A 17769-nucleotide genomic window follows, 5' to 3' on the forward strand; every position below is an offset into this window, starting at 1 on the left:
GTTTATGAAATGTGTGGCATATGAAGGTCTTGAAATCAACCGTTATGGTATTTATACATCCAAAGAATGCCTGATTTCATTAGACGTGCCACTCTTCCGGTGATAGGGCGATTTGCAACAAGACCAAAACCTTGTTTCTTCCCAAGGGAACCTAATGTCCCTTTTAATTTCATGGTAGGGAAGCTTTCTGGAAGTGGTTCATTTGCCCATTTCTTCACAAGGACTTGGACGATTTGTTCAGCTTGGGACTCCGCCAATTGAGCACTAGGTGCATGAGGCAGGCTCGCACAGTCGCCGACCACAAAGATGCTGTCATTATTAGGAAGGAAATGCTGAGGAGTCAGAACGGCTCTTCCTTGACGATCTTTTTCAATATCCATATCGCGGATGATTTTGCTTGGTTGAATTCCCGCTGTCCAGACGATGACGTCACTTTGAACGGCTTCGTCACCATTATAAAGAAGGTTTGGCTCAACTTTGGTTATATTTGAATGATGGATGATTTCGATTGTATGTTTATCGAACCAAGATTCGACAAAGGTACTTAATCTTTCTGGGAAAGCAGATAGTATATGCGGTCCACGGTCAAATAGCTTAACGTTCAAATCTGAACGGCTTTCAATTAATTCACTTGCTAGCTCAACACCACTAAGTCCGCCACCAACGATAGAAACGGTTGCACCTGCACCCAAATTATTCAAAGCTGAATATGTGCTACGTGATTTATCGATTGTTTGGATACTATAGGTATGTGTGTCTGCTCCAGGAATATTGTGGTATTTATCTTCACAGCCAAGGCCAATGACTAAATCATCATAAACGACAGGATCTTGGTTTTCTATAATGACCTGTTTATTTTCCATATCGATGGAAAGTACTTCTCCGTATACGTTCTTCAAGCGAGGATGTTCAGGAAATGCAACACGGATGTGCTGATCAGGAATGGTACCTGCTGCTAAAGCATAATATTCCGTTTTTAAGCAGTGATAAGGATTACGGTCGATAAGCGTGATGCTCACATTTTCAGGCAGCTGATTAGGCAGCAATCTTTGCAACATGCGCATACCACCATACCCACCACCAAGTATGACTAAATTCTTCATATGATTTTCCCCTTTATTTGATCTCTTGAAAAATTTGAAAAAATGCTTCACTTGTGAAAACAAGTATCCAACTATAGGATTCCCCCAAATGAACCCTTTTAAAGTTTAATTAAATATATATACCCCAATTAGTAGTAAGAATAAAAAATTAGATAATTTTCTTTTTTTACGTACCCCGACAAAAGTATAACGAATATAAAAGGAAATCACAACCGATATCTTGAAATCAGCTTACTTTTTATGCGTAAATATTGACTGTAACTGGGAAAAGTAATAAGATGATTTGTTAGTAACTGTGAGGTGAAACAATGTACCCGATTATTGAATTTTGCGTAAGCAATCTAGCCAGCGGTGCTCAAGAGGCTCTGGAAAGATTGGAGAGGGATCCAAATTTAGATATCATAGAATATGGTTGTTTGGGATATTGCGGCAAATGCTCCAGTAACTTATATGCACTAGTAAACGGTGAAGTGGTTTCCGGCGACACAACGGATGAATTGGTAGATAAAATATATAAGTTCATTGATGAATTTGAAATGTAATCATCAACGGCGAATGAAAAGGCTGCTCCTCTTGGGACAGCCTTTTCATTCCCTGTCCTTTTTGAAATGTCTCCAGCGAGTTAGAGGATTCTGGCTTCAGATGCCTGAGTACGCTAAAGTCCAAGTCCCCTTTAAATAGGATGCTTCATATTCCTTAAGTGCGAATCTCAAGAATCTTCCTTCTTGGTCCTTTGTTTGATTGATTCTGTATAGCCAGGCAATCCGTAAATGGGTAAAATAAGTGCGGGAATATGAGTTTTTTCAAGCTGGAAAATTGAGCGTGGGAAATTCTTTGGTATATACTATAAAGAGAAATAGTTCTATCTCACATATCTTAAGAAGGAGGGGTTTATTGTGAGTGAAGTTGTTCAAATAACGGAAGCTGCTGCTTTTCAGATAAAAGAAATGATGAAACAAAATGGTGAAGAGGGTTCCTTTTTAAGAGTGGCCGTTAAAGGCGGGGGCTGCAGTGGATTATCCTACGGAATGGGTTTTGAAGAAGAGCCCGGAGAAAAAGATAGCCAACTGGAGCAGTTTGAAATAAAGATCCTTGTTGATAACGGGGATGCCGATATATTAAATGGAACGGTAATTGATTATAAACAAACGATGATGGGCGGAGGCTTTACGATCGAAAATCCAAATGCCATCGCTTCATGCGGTTGTGGGTCTTCCTTCAAAACGGCAAAAAACGCCGGTACACCGAAGAATTGCTAACAAACTGGTTCATTTAAAAAGGGGGGGCACTTTAACAAGTGCGCCCCTTTTTCATGCTTATTTCCTATTTTAAATATTGTTAAGGGCTTCCTTGATTGGAGAGGTACCGCTGAAAATCTCGAATGTCTTATTGAACGTATTTTCCGCTGTGATTGATTGGGCAAGAACGGAGGCGACATCTGCTCTTGGAATGGATTTGTTGGCATGGTCCACTTTTGCTTCAGCAAAGATTTTTCCGATAGCTTGTTCATTTGTCAATGCAACCGGCCGGACAATCGTGTATGTCAGCCCGCTTGCTTTTAAATATTCATCGGCATCATGTTTTGCTTCAAGATAATGGCGCATCCCTTCTTGGGCTTGTTCCGGATCATCAGTACCGACAGAGCTTAACATGATAAAACGTTCGATCCCTTTCTTTTTGGCGGCATCAACTAGTTTAATCGCCCCATTCTTATCCACAGCCGTCGTTTTATCCGGTCCCGTTTTTGGTCCAGATCCGGCTGCGAAAATGATGGCTTCCATGTTATCCACTGCTTTATCCACATTTCCCTCTAAATCTGCAAGAATTGGATGCCCGCCGAGTTCTTTTATCGTTTGAGCCTGTTCCTCTTTCCGGATCATTCCGAATACATTCATTTGTGGATTTTTTGATAATTCCCCAATGATCTGCTTTCCGGTCGTTCCATTGGCTCCAGCAATTAAAATATTCATATATGGGCATTCTCCTTTCAAGTCTTCTCCTACTCTCTACCCTTAGAATAACAAGGTTAAGCATTGTGGATAACTAATGAAAAACAGTTATCCACAATCATGGAATTGGGGACAAAAAAACCCGGCTACGAAAGCCGGGTTTTTGCGTAATTTTAAAACATGGAAGAACTGTGCATTGGCTGGACTTTTGCTTTTGGGTCAATATATTGTTTTGCGTGATTGACGGCAGTGGGTGCCTCACCAAAACCACTTGCAATCAATTTGACCTTGCCATCGTATGTTGCGATATCACCTGCGGCATAAATTCCTGGGATATTCGTTTCCATTCTGGAATTCACCAAAATACTGTTCTTCTGGATATCAAGTCCCCATTCCTTGATGGGACCAAGGGAGGAAACGAAGCCGTAGTTGACGATGACTGCATCTACCTCCATCGTCTCTGTATCTTCACCGTTTGTATCCTTGATGACAACTGTATTGATCCGGCCGTCTGTACCAATCAATTCTGAAGGTATGTAAGGAGTCTTTATTTCAACTTTTGAATGTTTAAGGTTCTCTACACTATGTTCGTGGGCACGGAATTTATCTCTTCTATGAATGATGCTCACTTTCTCGGCGATCGGCTCCAGCATAAGTGCCCAGTCCACTGCTGAATCCCCACCTCCGAATACCACCACTTTTTTGCCAGCAAAATGATTGAGGTCGTCGATGAAATAATGAAGGTTGCTGCTTTCATATTTTTTTGCATCATCAATTTCGATGCGGCGGGGTTGGAAAGCCCCATTTCCAGCTGTGATGATAATGGTTTTGGAGTAATGGATTTCTTTATCCGTCGTTAACTTGAAAACTCCGTCGGCTTGCTTTTCCACTTCTTGAACGGCTTGCTCCAAGACAACATCCTGTTCAAACTTTGCCATTTGTTCTTTCAAATTATTCACTAGCTCCTGAGCACGCACTTTTGGGAAACCTGCGATATCATAGATGAATTTCTCAGGATAAAGGGCCGACAATTGTCCGCCTAATTGTGGCAGGCTCTCGATGATTTTTACGGATGCCTGTCTCATGCCGCCATAAAATGCAGTAAATAATCCAACCGGGCCTCCGCCAATGATGGTAATATCATAAACTTTTTCATTAACTTCCAACGTTATCCCTCCGATATACTAGGTTTGCTGAAATTTATTCTTTTATTTTAACATAGATGATCTTTTAAAAAGCGGAGAAAGATTAGAAAAGTGAGAAAGTTTTGACTATATATGAGCAGTCACATGATGAATACTGTTCACCCTCTTTCATAAGTGGGTAAAAATACTCTTTACCATGATTGAACATATAGAAAAAATATGGTCAGTAACCGGGTGAAAAGTAACGTTTTTAAGCTTTATTTTAACGCTAAAAAGTTCAGTTTGTTACTTGAAAAAGGTATGGAAAAAGACTAATATTTACTTAGACATCATTTGGTAAAATTTTTATGAATTTTTTATTACAATTACGAATTGTTACGTGAAATACGTCACAAATGTATAAGAGTGCTTTTTATAATGGAAATTAATAAGATACACAATAGATTTTAGTTATGGAAAGCATCACAAGAAAATATCGTAAAGGTGGACGAATACTTTTGAAAAAGCCAACTATCGTTGTTTTAGGAGCAGGTTATGGTGGATTGATGACCGTTACTCGCTTACAGAAGGCATTAGGTCAAAATGAAGCAGAAATCGTATTAGTTAACAAAAATGATTACCACTATGAAACAACATGGCTGCATGAAGCATCTGCTGGAACGCTTCATCATGATCGTGTGCGCTATCCAATCAAAAGTGTCATTAACGGCAGCAAAGTTAAATTCATCCAAGATTCTGTTTTGGAAGTGAAAACAGAAGACAAAAAAGTCATCCTTGAAAACGGCGAAATTTCTTATGATTACCTAGTGATTGGACTTGGACCGGAATCGGAAACATTCGGGATCCAAGGGCTAAAAGAATATGCTTTCTCCATCTCCAATGTGAACACTGCTCGTAAAATCCGTGACCATATCCAATTGCAATTTGCTACGTACAGTTCTGAGGTCGAGAAGAATGAAGACCGATTGACGATCGTCGTTGGCGGAGCAGGATTTACGGGTATCGAGTTCCTTGGCGAATTAGCTAATCGTGTTCCTGAACTTTGTAAAGAATATGACATCGATTTCCAAAAGGTTCGTATGTACTGTGTGGAGGCAGCACCGGCCGTCCTACCTGGATTCGATCCGGAATTGGTGGATTATGCAGTTTCTTACCTTGAGAAAAAAGGTGTGGAATTCAAAATCGGTACACCGATCAAGGGGGCAACTCCTGAAGGTATCATCGTGGCAAAAGGCGAAGATGAAGTGGAAGAAATCAAGGCGGGAACCGTTGTATGGGCAGCTGGCGTACGTGGTAACTCCGTGATTGAGGCTTCTGGTTTTGAAGCTATGCGTGGACGTATCAAAGTGAACCTTGACATGCGTGCACCGGGTCATGACGATATTTTCATCGTAGGGGATTGCGCTTTGATCATCAACGAAGAAATTAATCGTCCATATCCACCAACTGCACAAATCGCCATGCAACAAGGTGAGGTCATTGCGAAGAACCTGACTAAATTGGTTCGTAACGAAAGCGACCTTGAAACGTTCACTTTCGAAAACAAAGGAACGGTATGTTCACTTGGTGAAAACAATGCGATCGGTGTTGTATTCGGCAAGAAAGTTACAGGTAAGACTGCATCATTCATGAAGAAAATGGTCGATAACAGAGCATTGTTAATGATTGGCGGAGCTTCCCTGGTTGCTAAAAAAGGTAAATTCAACGTCCTTTAATTTTTTGATTTATAAATAATGGCCATTTGGGGAATCCTTGAATGGCTTTTTCTTAGGTTCTCTCGAGTGAGCGTCCCATGAAAGCTAGGAGTATGCACCTTTCGTATGTGGAATATAATGGGGATAAGGATGACAGCTTTAAAATCATCGTATGTTCTTATGCGGTTTGGAGTTTATACTGCTTATAATGAATGTAGGGGAAGTGGGTTTTGGTGGAACGATGCAAAAATGTTTGGCTGGCAGTGTCCGGCCTTGTGATATCTGATAAAGGTGAGTGGCTTGTCGTGAACAAAAGGTATGGCGGATTGAAAGGGCAGTGGTCACTTCCGGCTGGTTTTGTCAAAAATGATGAAACCGTTGATGAAGCTGTCGTAAGGGAAGTGTTGGAGGAGACGGGTATTCATACAGAAATCGAAGGTATTGTAGGAGTGAGAAGTGGAGTCATCAAAGGGGATATAAGTGATAATATGTTTGTATTTTTACTTAAACCGCTCAGTTTTGAAGTCACCGCTCAATTGGATGAATTATATGAAGCTAAATTTTATGACCCTGAATTACTCGTGCAGGAGGGGAAGCAATCTTTACTATTGGAACAGCTTTTAGCGTTTAAAAAGGAAAGAATGCAGACGATGCTTGACGGATTGAATCCGGGAGATCAATTTGGCTATACATCCTATAAATTATTCATGTGATTTGGGTAATTATCTTTTCTTCGGTATTATTTGGTATAAGTCGTTGACGTAGCAATTATTTTTTCAGTAAACTAAAGGTGTCGCTTTTAAGGAGGGTCAAGAATAACATGCCATTGCCTGTTTTAATTATCTCAATACTCTTATTTTTCATACTGTTTTTCGGAATTGGCTTTTTGCTGAATATGCTCTTTCGTTCTTCGTGGATCATGGTCATCTTATTTCCAATCGTCTTCATCATCATTGTCAATGAAACAAAGCTAATAGAATATTTCAGAAATCCGGGAATATCTTTTTCACATCTTGGAACGAACCTAACATCCTTACATATGGCAGATATCATGATTTTATCGAGTGGGCTGCTTGGCGCGGTTTTAGCTGGTGTGGTCATTAGGGTTTTAAGGAATAAAGGATATCAAATGTTTTGAATTGGGAAGGGCCTTCATTTATGGAGGTCCTTTTTTGTAAGAAAAAATGGTTGTTTTCATTCTTTATGAATACTTTCACTCGGGAAAGGGAACAAATATCCTTGTGAGAGGAGTGGAACTATTACATATGAAGATTGTAAAGGCATTATTTTTGAGGGTTGCTATTATCATATTATTTATCTTGGCCATCGAATCAACCTTAAATCATGTTTTTGGAGCTGAGTCGGACAATCATCTCTTTGAAGAGGCGATGAGACAAAATCGAATGCTTGGTCTCGAATACAAAGCCATCCATAGTGGTGGCCAAGTGGCAACGCTAGTGGCATCCGCATCCCTGAGCAATGGTCCAACGACGATAGCGGAGGCAATCGAGCTCTCTAAATACCCGAAGCACGAAGTTTTGGCTACAGGATATACAGCAGGGTATGAATCAACCGGAAAGTTCCCGGAGAGCCCATCTTATGGAATCACTTATTCAGGGGTGAAGGTGAAAAGGGATCTGTTTTCCACCATTGCAGCTGATCTTGCCGTATTTCCTCTCGGAACCATCCTTTGGATTCCGGGCTATGGATATGGGGTTGTAGCGGACAAGGGTGGCGCGATCAAAGGCAATCACCTGGATCTATACTACGAAACGGTACAAGACGTGTACGAGAACTGGGGAAAGAAAACCCTTGAAGTATATGTTGTGCAAAAAGGGAACGGCGAATTATCTGAAGAACAGTTAAAAAAGCTGAACGAAACCAGGATCAGGCAGGTTTTCAAGCCTAAAATCGCTGAAAAAACATTGAACGAGAATGTATCATCCTTTGCTTTTTAATGAAATGATGGATAAAGTCCAGCGAAGGTCAAAAAGGCTGCCCCGATTGTGGCAGCCTTTTTGATATCATGTTCATTTGAAAATCCCTTAGCCCAAGCCGTTGTATGCTTCAGGGTGAAGAGTCTTTGCCAATTTTGAAAGACCATCCAGTAAACGGGGGGAAGGCCGACAGAATAAGGGTTCTTCCATGATGTGGATATTGTTATCCCGGACTGCCTTCATATCGGTCCACCCTTTTCGTTTCTTGACCAGCTCTGGATTCACTTTTCGTAAAGGGACACCGACCCAAGCTAAGCAAATATGGTCGGGATCCTTTTTCCGGACCTCTTCGGAAGTGACTTGAATGCTTGCCATGTCCACATCTTCGAAAAGATTATATCCTCCAGCAAGAAGGCTGATCTCGGTTAACCAGTTAACTCCCCCAGGGCTGAATAAGGGATTTGGCCACCATTCCCAATATAGGGACGGCTTCGTTTCGATTTTATCGGCGACGTTTTTATATTGAAGGATGGCCTCACGGAATTTAGCAGCCTGTTCCGCTGCTTTATCATTAAAATCCGTGGCTTCGCCCAGGATCAGCAAATCTTTTGCTATATCTTCAAGTGATTGCGGATTGAAGATGATATGAGGGAGGTTCCGTTCTTTTAATCCTTCAATATTTTTTTCCATACCCGGTACACTCAGGGAAGCGAGCACCAAATCGGGTTTCAGTGATTCTACATGATCGATATCAATCGATAAATCGGGCCCCACCTTAGGAAGGTGCTGTATGGTTTCGGGCCAATCGGAATAGTCATCGATAGCAATCAGCTGATCTTCAATCCCTAGATATGTGCAGAGTTCCGTATTGCTGGGGCAAAGAGAGATTATTTTCAAATTGACCACCTACCCTTGAAAGATGAAAAAGTGAAGTGCCAGTGCAATGAAAACTCCGGTCAAGGCTCCGAAAAATACCTCGATTGGCTTATGGCCCAACAGTTCCTTTAATTGTTGCTGTTTCTGCTTTTCTGCTTTTTTCTGCCAGTTTTTTGCTTGCTCGACAAATGTATTGAAGTCCGTGACGAGCTGATTCAAGACGGCTGCCTGTTCTCCTGCCTGCCGTCTCACTCCTGTCGCATCGAACATCGTGATGATGGCAAAGATCGCGGCAACGGCAAATACAGGAGAATCCATTCCGGTTTCAATCCCTACTGCTACTGTTAGAGCTGACACTGCCGCAGAGTGGGAGCTGGGCATACCGCCTGTGGAGTTAAGAAGTGACCAGTTAACCTTACGAAAAGCTATGAAGTGGATGGGCACTTTAATGAATTGAGCAAAGAAAATGGCAATCAATGCTGCAATTAAAGGGAAGTTGAGAAATAATTCCAAGAGTATCAGCCTTCTTTCTAGTTATGAGTAACAATGAAATCCATATATGGGTAAATAAGAAATCCTGCTCGGTACAAGGCCCTTATTATTAGTTCAATTCGGTCCTGTCGATTCCCTGCTGGTTATAAGTATAAATATGATCTTTCTTATACTATTACTCTAAAGTCACCCATTCTAAACAATATCCCTTGTTATTATTATTTTAAGGTGCCTTATTCGAAAATTTTGGAAAATTTCGTTATAATGAAGGTAATCGAATGAAGGAGGTAGCAGAATGTTTACAGTTAAAGATTCCTTGAATATAGATTTGATTGATGAATGCCTGATTCTAGGCATATTTGACAAACCCGTAAAATTCACAGGCATAGGGAAAGAAGCCGATGAACGATTGGACGGTCAGTTAACCGAGTTAGTTAAAGCGGGAGAAATCTCTTCCAAGAAAAAATCAGTAGTTAAAATACATACATTAGGTAAATTAGGCGTAAAGAGATTGATTTTTGTAGGGTTGGGCAAGGAAAAGGAGCTTTCCTTTGAAACGCTGCGCGAAGCGTTGGGGAAAGCCCGTAAAACGATTAAAGAATCCAAGCTTACGACGCTTTCGATTGCTTTGGATACATTCACGACTGAAAACCTGGATGCATTGGATGTAGCCCATGCTTGTTCAGAGGCCTTTGAGCTTGCTTCCTATAAATTTGACGGATACAAGCAAAAATCGAACCAGGTCGAAAAAAGCATTGAATCGATTACAGTTTACAGTGAATCGGATAATGAAGAGGTCGGGGCCGCACTTCATGTAGGGAGAATCTTCGGAAGGGCGACGAATTCAGCAAGAACATTGGTTAACACACCAGGCAATTTGTTGACTTCCACGGATCTGGCGGATTATTCATCTGCCTTGGGTGAACGATATGGCTTTGAAGTGGAAATCCTGGAGAAGGAAGATATGCTCAAGTTGGGAATGGGCGCCCTCCTTGCTGTCAATCAAGGTTCGGTCGAGCCTCCGAAAATGATCGTCCTGAAGTATCAAGGTAAAGATGAATGGAAGGATGTTATCGGGTTGGTCGGTAAAGGCATCACATTCGATACAGGTGGATACTCATTGAAAACGAAGGCCGGAATCGTTGGAATGAAGACGGATATGGGCGGTGCGGCAGCTGTTTTAGGTGCAATGGAAATTATCGGGGAATTAGGACCGGATCAAAATGTCGTGGCTGTCATTCCGTCCACTGATAACATGATCAGCGGTGATGCATTCAAGCCAGATGATGTGATCACTGCCATGAGCGGCAAGACGATAGAGGTATTGAATACGGATGCGGAAGGCCGGCTTGTTTTGGCGGATGCCATGACTTACGCTAAACATCATGGTGCTGACTATCTTATTGACGTTGCTACTCTAACGGGTGGTGTCATAACGGCGTTGGGCATGGATATGACGGGTGCGATGACCAATGACACGGAATTCTATGAACAAGTGGTCAAAGCCTCAGAGGAGGCCGGGGAGCCCATTTGGAGATTGCCGATTACCGAAAAGGATAAAGAGCGGGTACGCAATAGTAAAATAGCCGATTTGAATAATTCACCTGGCGGGGCAGGGCATGCGATCATGGGTGGGGCCTTCATCGGCGAATTTGCCGAAGATACTCCGTGGGTCCATCTGGATATTGCCGGAACATCCACAACCTCGAGCAGCTCCGAATTGTGCACGGCGGGGGCTACCGGTATCATGGCACGAACGCTTGCACTATTGGTTGAAACCTTTGAAACGAAAACGAAATGAACCCAAATATCCGAAGCCGAAAAAAGGCTTCGGTTTTTTTACCAAAAGGTGTTGGACGTTATACATCCCTCCATTTCAAGCTGACGATGATATGACAATTTTCTTCCTCTGCTTTAGGATAGAAATCAAAACGGATCCCATCGGGGTTATACGTGATATCAGGTTCGTTCTTAATTCCTATCTTTCGGATCATATCGATCACGACACTCATTTTCGATGCTTGGGCAGCAATCATCAGCCGGTTTGAAAAAGGCTTGGATGTGGCTAAAGTATCCATGACTTTTTTTACATCAAGCATTAAAGATTGTGATGTCTTTGCCGATTTAACTAGCATATCTGGATTGGTTGCCGAGTAGGGACGCAATGTTCCTCCCCGCTCCCGATTCATATTCATTGCCCCGGCGTGAGGTGGAAATAGGATGGGGTCATACAAAAAATAAGGGAAATCCTCCAAAAGGTTTCCTTCCTTTCCTTAAGTCTGTCTATAGACACGTTTTCGTTATACGTTAAAATATGTATAAAGGCCAGCCGATATGATAGCGGTTTGTGAATGACTTCCTTTTGCAAAAAAATTTCTTGAAAATTATGATCAAAGACACACTATTATTTGTAAACTGCTTCATTGACAGGTATAGTGTATAGTAATATACTTACTTACCTAAAGTAAGGAGAAGGCACACTATAAATTATAAAATAGGTGATGTTAAGATGAAAATAACCCAGGAAACAAAAAACCTTTTAATAGATAAAATGAATATCATCAAAACCCCGGGAAAGGCTGATATATGCCTTGTGGGGCCTGTGAACCTGCCTGTTGAACAAGGCGATTTCTCAACGGTTTTCCAATGGTATACGTGGCTCCAGCTTGATGGCATGGATAATGACAAGGAAGCGGTGCTTGAATCGCTTTCGGAAGCTAACCTTGCTTTTGGACAGCAATCCTCCGTATTGGTGTATGGAGATTTTGAAAAGTCGGGGGATGCACTCGTCCGGATGCATAGCATCTGTCACACAGGTGATATCTTCGGCAGTAAACGCTGCGATTGCGGCTACCAGCTTCACCAATCGATGAAGATGATAGCCGAGCATGGGTGCGGGGCCATTTTTTACCTTGCGGACCATGAAGGAAGAGGAATCGGCCTGTTTTCCAAATCTCTTGCATATTTGCTTCAGGAGGAAGGGTATGACACGGTCGAGGCGAATCAGGCATTAGGATTCGAAGACGATACGCGATCTTACGAGGGAGCCATTCGAGTGTTGAGGGAACTGCGTGAGGAGCCGGTTACTTTAATTACGAATAACCCCAAAAAGTTGGATGCCCTTATGAAGCATGGACTTGCGGCAAAGGACCATATCCCGCTTTGGGGCGGTTTGACGGAAGATAATAGCTTCTATCTGGATACAAAGGTTAAGAAGTCAGGACATATTCCCCACAAGAAGCCAACTTTGATTGTATAAGGAGAGCCATAGTATGAATGATGATCAATATTACATGAAGCTGGCATTGGATTTGGCGGCCAGTGCTAAAGGAAAGACGAATCCAAATCCAGTGGTCGGTGCAGTCATAGTTAAGGACGGTGTGATAGCCGGTACAGGAATCCACCGTAAAGCGGGTGAACCGCATGCCGAGGTCCATGCTTTCAAAATGGCGGGTGAGTATGCAGAAGGTGCAACGCTATACGTGACTCTTGAGCCGTGTTCCCATTATGGAAAGACACCTCCTTGTGCAAATCTAGTGAAAGAATCAGGTGTCCGGCGGGTTGTGGTGGCTACACAAGATCCAAATCCGGAAGTTGCAGGAAGAGGGATATCCATCATTCGGAATGCGGGCATTGAAGTGGAAGTTGGCGTCCTGGAGAAGGAAGCGCAAAGACTGAATGAGCGTTTCATTCACAATATGTTGACGAGCCGTCCATTTGTCATTTCGAAGTATGCGATGACACTTGACGGAAAACTTGCAACCCACACAGGCCATTCAAAATGGATAACAGGAGAAGAATCCCGTCATTCCGTTCATTTGCTGCGTGATGAGGTGGATGCCATTCTCGTTGGTATCGGGACTGTTTTGGCCGATGATCCATCACTGACGACAAGACTTCCGGAGGGCGGAGGGAAAAATCCGATCCGAATCATTCTAGACAGTGAATTACGTGTTCCGATGGAAGCCAATGTTGTCCAGGTATCAGATGCGAAAACCATGATCGTAACGCATGATAAAGCACCTGCGGAAAAAATGGCGGCTTTACGTGAAAAAGGAATCGAATTCATTCTCGTCCCCAAAAACGATACGGGCCTGAATTTAAGGACCTTGATGGAAGAGCTGTATAAAAAGGGGATTACGGATGTCTTGCTGGAAGGTGGAAGTGAAGTGAATGCCTCTTTCCTAAGGGCGGGGCTCATCGATAAATACTTGATTTATATAGCTCCTAAACTATTGGGCGGGAGAAACTCACTAACACCGTATACTGGAATGAATGTAGATACTATGGATGAAGCGATGGATGTTACCTTCTCTGGCGTGGACACGTTTGGTGAAGACATACGCATCACGGCTTATCCTAAATTAAAATAGACAACAGGTGAAGAGGCATGTTGGTTAAATCAGATGTATGCATAGTCGGATCAGGACCAGGAGGAGCGCTGCTAGCTTACCTATTGGCCAAGCAGGACATTTCAGTCGTCCTGCTTGAGAGGCATTCTGAAGTTGCCAGGGAGTTCCGGGGCGAGTTCCTGAACGATGAAGGAGAGGCCATTCTTAAAAAGCACGGTTTATTCGAGGACGTGGAAAGGCTTGGCTTGCTTAGGATGGAACAAATTGAATATTGGAATGACGGCCAACTATTTAAAAGGATTTTCCCGGAATTTCCTATAGACCATGTTGGGATACATGTCCCTCAAAATCATCTGCTTACAGCTATATTGAATGAAGCTGAAAAGCTGGATTCTTTTCAATTGATGATGAATATGAGGGTTACGGACCTGATTCAGAATGAAATGGGCCGGTTTACGGGTGTCAAGGCTCGAAAGGGCGGAAATGACCTGGAAGTGCAAAGTTCATTGATAATCGGAGCGGATGGCAGATTTTCCATGGTTCGAAAAAAAGCGGGGATACCAGTCGTGATTAAAAATCATGGCTATGATTTACTGTGGGCAAAAATTCCTGCTCCAGAGGGATGGAAGCCTTCGATCAAGATGGCATTGGTCAATGGCTCCCAGGTTGCCCTCTTCACTCAGGCTGGAGGTTTCATCCAAATTGGATGGAATATAGAACATGGTTCATTTTCCCATTTGCGAAAACAGCCATTTGATCCATTCATTGAAGATTTGCTTTTTGCATTTCCTGAATTAAAAAAGGTCGTGTGTGAAAATATCAGCTCTTGGCAAGACTTCATTTTATTGGATGTTTACAGCAGCTACTGTGAAACGTGGACAAAGGATGGTGTTGCATTATTAGGTGATGCAGCCCATACGATGACACCTACAGGTGCATTCGGACTCAATTGTGCCATGAAAGATGCCGATATATTAGCCGAGCTTATTCAACGATGCATCCTGCAGGGGGATACTGGATTCCTTGGATTAAAAATGGCTGAACCGGAAAGAAAAGCCGAAATTGAAAGATTACAGGCCATTCAGGTGGACAAGGAAATTTCCTTCGCATCACAATTTGCCGCCGCTTATGTTTAAAGAGGAGTGAAAGATATGAAATTCGGTTTTGATATTGACGATACCCTTATTAATTTGAGGGAGTTCGCGTTCCATCTTTATAATGAAAAGCTTAATAAGAACATAGAGTTAGCGAAATTCAAAGCATTAAAGACAATAGAGATCCATGAAGCTTTCGGGCTTGATAAAGAGGCTGGGGGCAAGATGTGGAACAGCCTTGCCGAGGAAGTGTATTATTCATCCTGTCCAACCTTCGAGGGAGCGGTGGAAACGCTGCAGGAGCTTGAACGCGATGGTCATGAGATCTATTACATCACCGCTAGAAAATCGGAGCATGGTGAACGGACGAAAAAATGGTTGATTGAAAACGGCTTTCCGGTTAAGGATGACCATTTTTACTGTGGTATGAAGGATCATGAAAAAATTGATACGATTCGTAAATTGGAATTGGATTATTATTTTGATGATAAACCGGCAGTTCTGGAAACTTTATTGGATATTCCAACGAAAGTGTATGCAATTGATAATTCCTATAACAGGGAATTGGATATCCCAAGACTGACAAACTGGTTTGAATTAAAAGAAATACTCTCGAAATAATACAATTCACATTATTGAAGGATGACTTGATAGACTTGGGTCATCCTTTTTTTGTATACTATTATGAATGGTGATTCACTTTTTCTGAATCATTCGTTGTAGGAAAAAACATAAGAGTTGGGGGTATTGGGGATGGAGAGAAATATTGAAAATTCGTTGATAGGCACGCTTGGGATAGACATGAAAGTAATCGGTGACGGGAAAGTCATTGCGACGATGCCGGTGGATGAACGTACCAGGCAGCCATATGGTTTATTGCATGGGGGAGCGTCCGTTGCCCTTGCGGAATCCGTTGCAAGTTTTGGCGGGATGCAGCTTGTGGACAGTGAAAAACAAGCTGTCGTGGGCCTTGAAATCAATGCCAATCATGTAAGGGGCGTCCGTTCAGGTATTGTTACCGCCGAAGGGAACATCATCCATCGCGGGAGGACGACAATGGTATGGGACGTGAAAATCCGTGATGAAGGGGATAATCTTATCTGCATTTCACGCTGTACGTTGGCCGTTATCGACTTACCGAAGTGAATCAGGGAACGATCGCTTTGAGGTGACGTAATGATTTAGACGGTTCACTATTTTGATTCTACAGTATCCGGTTTACGTATAATATGGCAGTAGACTATTGTATGAAAAGGAGTTTTTTTATGCTGGTTGGTCATATACAGGAAATCACCCGTCATCCTGTAAAATCTTTCACTGGTGAACAGGTACAGAAAACAAGGGTGATGGATTATGGACTATATGGAGATCGTAGTCATGCCTTTAAAGACAAAAATGGGAAGTTCCTGACGATAACCCAATTCCCAGAGATGGTCCGCTATCAAGCTGTTTTTTCTGGTGAGGAAACCCTTGACCAATATCCGGAAATAAAAGTGAAGACCCCTTCAGGAAACGTGCTGACATGGGGAGAGGAAACCTTTCGGGAGGAAATGGAACGGTTGTTAAATCAGGAGGCAACTTCCGTTGTTTATCCGCCAGCACATATCCCGTTCGGTGCGATTGAAGAAGAAAACATCCTGCTAGTCAGTGATGCCTCGATTGGCGAATTGTCGAAGCTTTGGGGAAGAGAAGTGGATGGCAGAAGATTCAGGCCCAATTTGGTGCTATCTTTAGAGAACAAAACGCCCTTTTTAGAAGAGCGATGGTTCGGAAAAAGGATTCTGATCGGGGAAGATGTTGAACTAGAAATCAAAAGGCATTGTGAGCGCTGTATGATCATAACAGTCGATCCGAGCGATTCCCATAGAGATCCATCACTCTTGAAAACTGTCGTCAAGGAAAGGAACAATCATTTTGGTGTATATGCCTCGGTCATACGAACAGGTGAAATCAGTTTAGGGGACCAGGTATATTTAAAAGATTGAGACAGAAAAGAGCTGCTCCTGTTAAATAGGGCAGCTCTTTTGCAATGGCAGGGAATCACCGGATTTTCTTTAAATCATCCTGGACACTCCGATCCCACATTTTAACGCCTGAATGGTAAGCCGAGCGATTGATTAAATGCCCGGCAACAGGGCCGGTCATGAAGATGAAGATGATCGCGAGCACGACCCGGAAATCGAAATGGCTATGCTTATAATAGAAATATAACAAGGTGCCAATCAGGATGAACATGATCCCAAGTGTCGAGCTTTTTGAGGCAGCGTGATTTCTTGTATAGACATCGGGCAGCCGGATGATTCCGAAAGCCGAGACTAAAAAGAGAAAGACCCCCAATAATAGGAATAGGGCAGATAGGATTTCAACGATTGCGGTCATCTTCGATAATCTCCCCTTTCTCAAGGAATTTGGCAAACGCGACCGTTCCTATGAAAGATAGAATTCCGAGCAGTAGAATGGCTTCCAGATAAGCGCTTGTATCCATGACAATGGAGGCAAGTGCAACGATTGCTATTAGGTTTATTCCCATCGCATCGAGTGCGACGACCCGATCCGGTACGGAAGGCCCTTTGATTAAACGGTATAAGAATCCAATCATGGAAAGCGAAACACCGAGCAACGCGATTTTAAGTATTAGATCGAACATTATTTGCTCACCTCCATGATCGCCTTTTCGAATGTATTTCTAATGCTGTCCACGGCTTCATCCTTATCGGAAATATCCATCGCATGGATATAAAGAATCCGATTATCCTCCGATACTTCAACGACAAGTGTTCCTGGTGTCAGTGTAATTAAATTCGATAGTATCGTAATTTCCCAATCCTTAGTCAGCACTGTTTCGAATGCGAATATGCCAGGTCTCATATCCAGACTCGGTTTAAGCACGACCTTAAGGACGCTAACATTGGAAAGTATGAGTTCCCTTGCGAATATGAGTAGTAATAGAACGACGGCATTCACCCTGTTCAGGTAAAAACGATCATTGAAAAAATGACGGAAGACGAACATGATGCCGAGCCCCAATACATATCCGATGATAAAAGTGCTCCCGTTAAACTCATTTTTCAAAAACATCCAGATAACCGCAAGGAACACATTCAGTAAAATTTGGAATGACATCAGG

22 protein-coding genes and 1 pseudogene are annotated in these 17769 nt (G+C 42.5%); 13 read left to right on the forward strand and 10 right to left on the reverse strand.

Features of this window, described 5'->3' with window-relative positions:
- Window positions 1-35: 35 nt before the first annotated feature.
- Window positions 36-1103 (reverse strand): NAD(P)/FAD-dependent oxidoreductase, encoded by a 1068-nt coding sequence (locus QUF86_RS07910; RefSeq protein WP_289314511.1) that lies wholly within the window; start codon window positions 1101-1103, stop codon window positions 36-38.
- Window positions 1104-1411: 308 nt separating this feature from the next.
- Between QUF86_RS07910 and QUF86_RS07915 the strand changes: the two genes are divergently transcribed.
- A complete protein-coding gene (locus QUF86_RS07915; protein WP_289314512.1) occupies window positions 1412-1645 on the forward strand; it encodes a YuzB family protein in 234 nt (77 codons plus the stop codon).
- Window positions 1646-1741: 96 nt separating this feature from the next.
- On the opposite strand, the pseudogene QUF86_RS28585 reads toward QUF86_RS07915, so the two are convergent.
- Window positions 1742-1888: pseudogene (locus tag QUF86_RS28585) on the reverse strand (DUF2225 domain-containing protein); the annotation flags it as partial.
- 111 nt (window positions 1889-1999) lie between these two features.
- Between QUF86_RS28585 and QUF86_RS07920 the strand changes: the two are divergent.
- A complete protein-coding gene (locus tag QUF86_RS07920) occupies window positions 2000-2362 on the forward strand; it encodes a HesB/IscA family protein (RefSeq protein WP_289333983.1) in 363 nt (120 codons plus the stop codon).
- Between the two features lie 69 nt (window positions 2363-2431).
- On the opposite strand, the gene QUF86_RS07925 is transcribed toward QUF86_RS07920, so the two are convergent.
- Complete coding sequence (locus tag QUF86_RS07925) at window positions 2432-3073, reverse strand: SDR family oxidoreductase (protein ID WP_289333984.1); 642 nt, start codon at window positions 3071-3073, stop codon at window positions 2432-2434.
- 152 nt (window positions 3074-3225) lie between these two features.
- On the reverse strand, window positions 3226-4218 hold the full coding sequence (locus tag QUF86_RS07930) for an NAD(P)/FAD-dependent oxidoreductase (RefSeq protein WP_289314514.1): 993 nt from the start codon (window positions 4216-4218) through the stop codon (window positions 3226-3228).
- A 476-nt stretch (window positions 4219-4694) separates the two neighbouring features.
- On the opposite strand from QUF86_RS07930, the gene QUF86_RS07935 reads away from it, so the two are divergent.
- The 4 genes from QUF86_RS07935 to QUF86_RS07950 all read left to right on the forward strand — a co-directional run bounded on the left by QUF86_RS07935 (window position 4695) and on the right by QUF86_RS07950 (window position 7849).
- A complete protein-coding gene (locus QUF86_RS07935) occupies window positions 4695-5912 on the forward strand; it encodes an NAD(P)/FAD-dependent oxidoreductase (RefSeq protein ID WP_289314515.1) in 1218 nt (405 codons plus the stop codon).
- A 209-nt stretch (window positions 5913-6121) separates the two neighbouring features.
- The gene (locus QUF86_RS07940; protein ID WP_421156787.1) at window positions 6122-6604 is read left to right on the forward strand and encodes an NUDIX domain-containing protein; all 483 of its coding nucleotides are present in this window, start codon (window positions 6122-6124) and stop codon (window positions 6602-6604) included.
- Window positions 6605-6711: 107 nt separating this feature from the next.
- Complete coding sequence (locus QUF86_RS07945; RefSeq protein ID WP_289314516.1) at window positions 6712-7029, forward strand: YuiB family protein; 318 nt, start codon at window positions 6712-6714, stop codon at window positions 7027-7029.
- Between the two features lie 127 nt (window positions 7030-7156).
- Entirely contained in the window at window positions 7157-7849 is a 693-nt protein-coding gene (locus tag QUF86_RS07950; protein WP_289314517.1) for a 3D domain-containing protein, read from the forward strand.
- 87 nt (window positions 7850-7936) lie between these two features.
- Here the strand turns inward: QUF86_RS07950 and QUF86_RS07955 are convergent, their stop codons facing one another.
- Together QUF86_RS07955 and QUF86_RS07960 are read right to left on the reverse strand one after the other, a co-directional pair.
- A complete protein-coding gene (locus QUF86_RS07955) occupies window positions 7937-8725 on the reverse strand; it encodes a cobalamin-binding protein (RefSeq protein WP_289333985.1) in 789 nt (262 codons plus the stop codon).
- Window positions 8726-8734: 9 nt separating this feature from the next.
- Window positions 8735-9217, reverse strand: coding sequence for a divergent PAP2 family protein (locus QUF86_RS07960; RefSeq protein ID WP_289314519.1), 483 nt, complete (start codon window positions 9215-9217; stop codon window positions 8735-8737).
- A 274-nt stretch (window positions 9218-9491) separates the two neighbouring features.
- On the opposite strand from QUF86_RS07960, the gene QUF86_RS07965 reads away from it, so the two are divergent.
- Window positions 9492-10997 carry a leucyl aminopeptidase gene (locus QUF86_RS07965; RefSeq protein ID WP_289333986.1) on the forward strand — a complete coding sequence of 502 codons (1506 nt, stop codon included), beginning with the start codon at window positions 9492-9494 and terminating at the stop codon, window positions 10995-10997.
- 58 nt (window positions 10998-11055) lie between these two features.
- Here QUF86_RS07965 and QUF86_RS07970 read toward each other — a convergent pair whose 3' ends face one another.
- Window positions 11056-11385 carry a YuzC family spore coat inner layer protein gene (locus tag QUF86_RS07970; protein WP_289333987.1) on the reverse strand — a complete coding sequence of 110 codons (330 nt, stop codon included), beginning with the start codon at window positions 11383-11385 and terminating at the stop codon, window positions 11056-11058.
- A 320-nt stretch (window positions 11386-11705) separates the two neighbouring features.
- Here QUF86_RS07970 and QUF86_RS07975 point away from each other — a divergent pair, with 320 nt between their 5' ends.
- The 6 genes from QUF86_RS07975 (at window position 11706) to QUF86_RS08000 (ending at window position 16627) form a co-directional block, all read left to right on the forward strand.
- Entirely contained in the window at window positions 11706-12455 is a 750-nt protein-coding gene (locus QUF86_RS07975) for a GTP cyclohydrolase II (protein ID WP_289314522.1), read from the forward strand.
- A 13-nt stretch (window positions 12456-12468) separates the two neighbouring features.
- Entirely contained in the window at window positions 12469-13569 is a 1101-nt protein-coding gene (gene ribD / locus QUF86_RS07980; protein ID WP_289333988.1) for a bifunctional diaminohydroxyphosphoribosylaminopyrimidine deaminase/5-amino-6-(5-phosphoribosylamino)uracil reductase RibD, read from the forward strand.
- Between the two features lie 17 nt (window positions 13570-13586).
- Window positions 13587-14684, forward strand: coding sequence for an FAD-dependent monooxygenase (locus tag QUF86_RS07985; protein ID WP_289333989.1), 1098 nt, complete (start codon window positions 13587-13589; stop codon window positions 14682-14684).
- Window positions 14685-14699: 15 nt separating this feature from the next.
- A complete protein-coding gene (locus QUF86_RS07990) occupies window positions 14700-15263 on the forward strand; it encodes a 5' nucleotidase, NT5C type (RefSeq protein WP_289314525.1) in 564 nt (187 codons plus the stop codon).
- Between the two features lie 132 nt (window positions 15264-15395).
- On the forward strand, window positions 15396-15788 hold the full coding sequence (locus QUF86_RS07995; RefSeq protein WP_289333990.1) for a hotdog fold thioesterase: 393 nt from the start codon (window positions 15396-15398) through the stop codon (window positions 15786-15788).
- Window positions 15789-15907: 119 nt separating this feature from the next.
- On the forward strand, window positions 15908-16627 hold the full coding sequence (locus tag QUF86_RS08000; RefSeq protein WP_289333991.1) for an MOSC domain-containing protein: 720 nt from the start codon (window positions 15908-15910) through the stop codon (window positions 16625-16627).
- Window positions 16628-16682: 55 nt separating this feature from the next.
- Here the strand turns inward: QUF86_RS08000 and mnhG are convergent, their stop codons facing one another.
- The 3 genes from mnhG to QUF86_RS08015 are packed head-to-tail and all read right to left on the reverse strand — an operon-like array spanning window position 16683 to window position 17765.
- Entirely contained in the window at window positions 16683-17021 is a 339-nt protein-coding gene (mnhG, locus tag QUF86_RS08005; protein WP_289314528.1) for a monovalent cation/H(+) antiporter subunit G, read from the reverse strand.
- Window positions 17005-17241: a Na(+)/H(+) antiporter subunit F1 gene (locus tag QUF86_RS08010; protein ID WP_370017115.1), complete on the reverse strand. Its 237-nt coding sequence runs from the start codon at window positions 17239-17241 to the stop codon at window positions 17005-17007. Before QUF86_RS08010 ends, mnhG begins: the two co-directional genes overlap by 17 nt.
- Before the next feature lie 47 nt (window positions 17242-17288).
- A complete protein-coding gene (locus QUF86_RS08015) occupies window positions 17289-17765 on the reverse strand; it encodes a Na+/H+ antiporter subunit E (RefSeq protein WP_289333992.1) in 477 nt (158 codons plus the stop codon).
- Window positions 17766-17769 lie beyond the last annotated feature (4 nt).

The organism is Peribacillus sp. NJ11, from assembly GCF_030348405.1.
In the GTDB taxonomy this organism is placed as follows: Bacteria; Bacillota; Bacilli; order Bacillales; family DSM-1321; genus Peribacillus.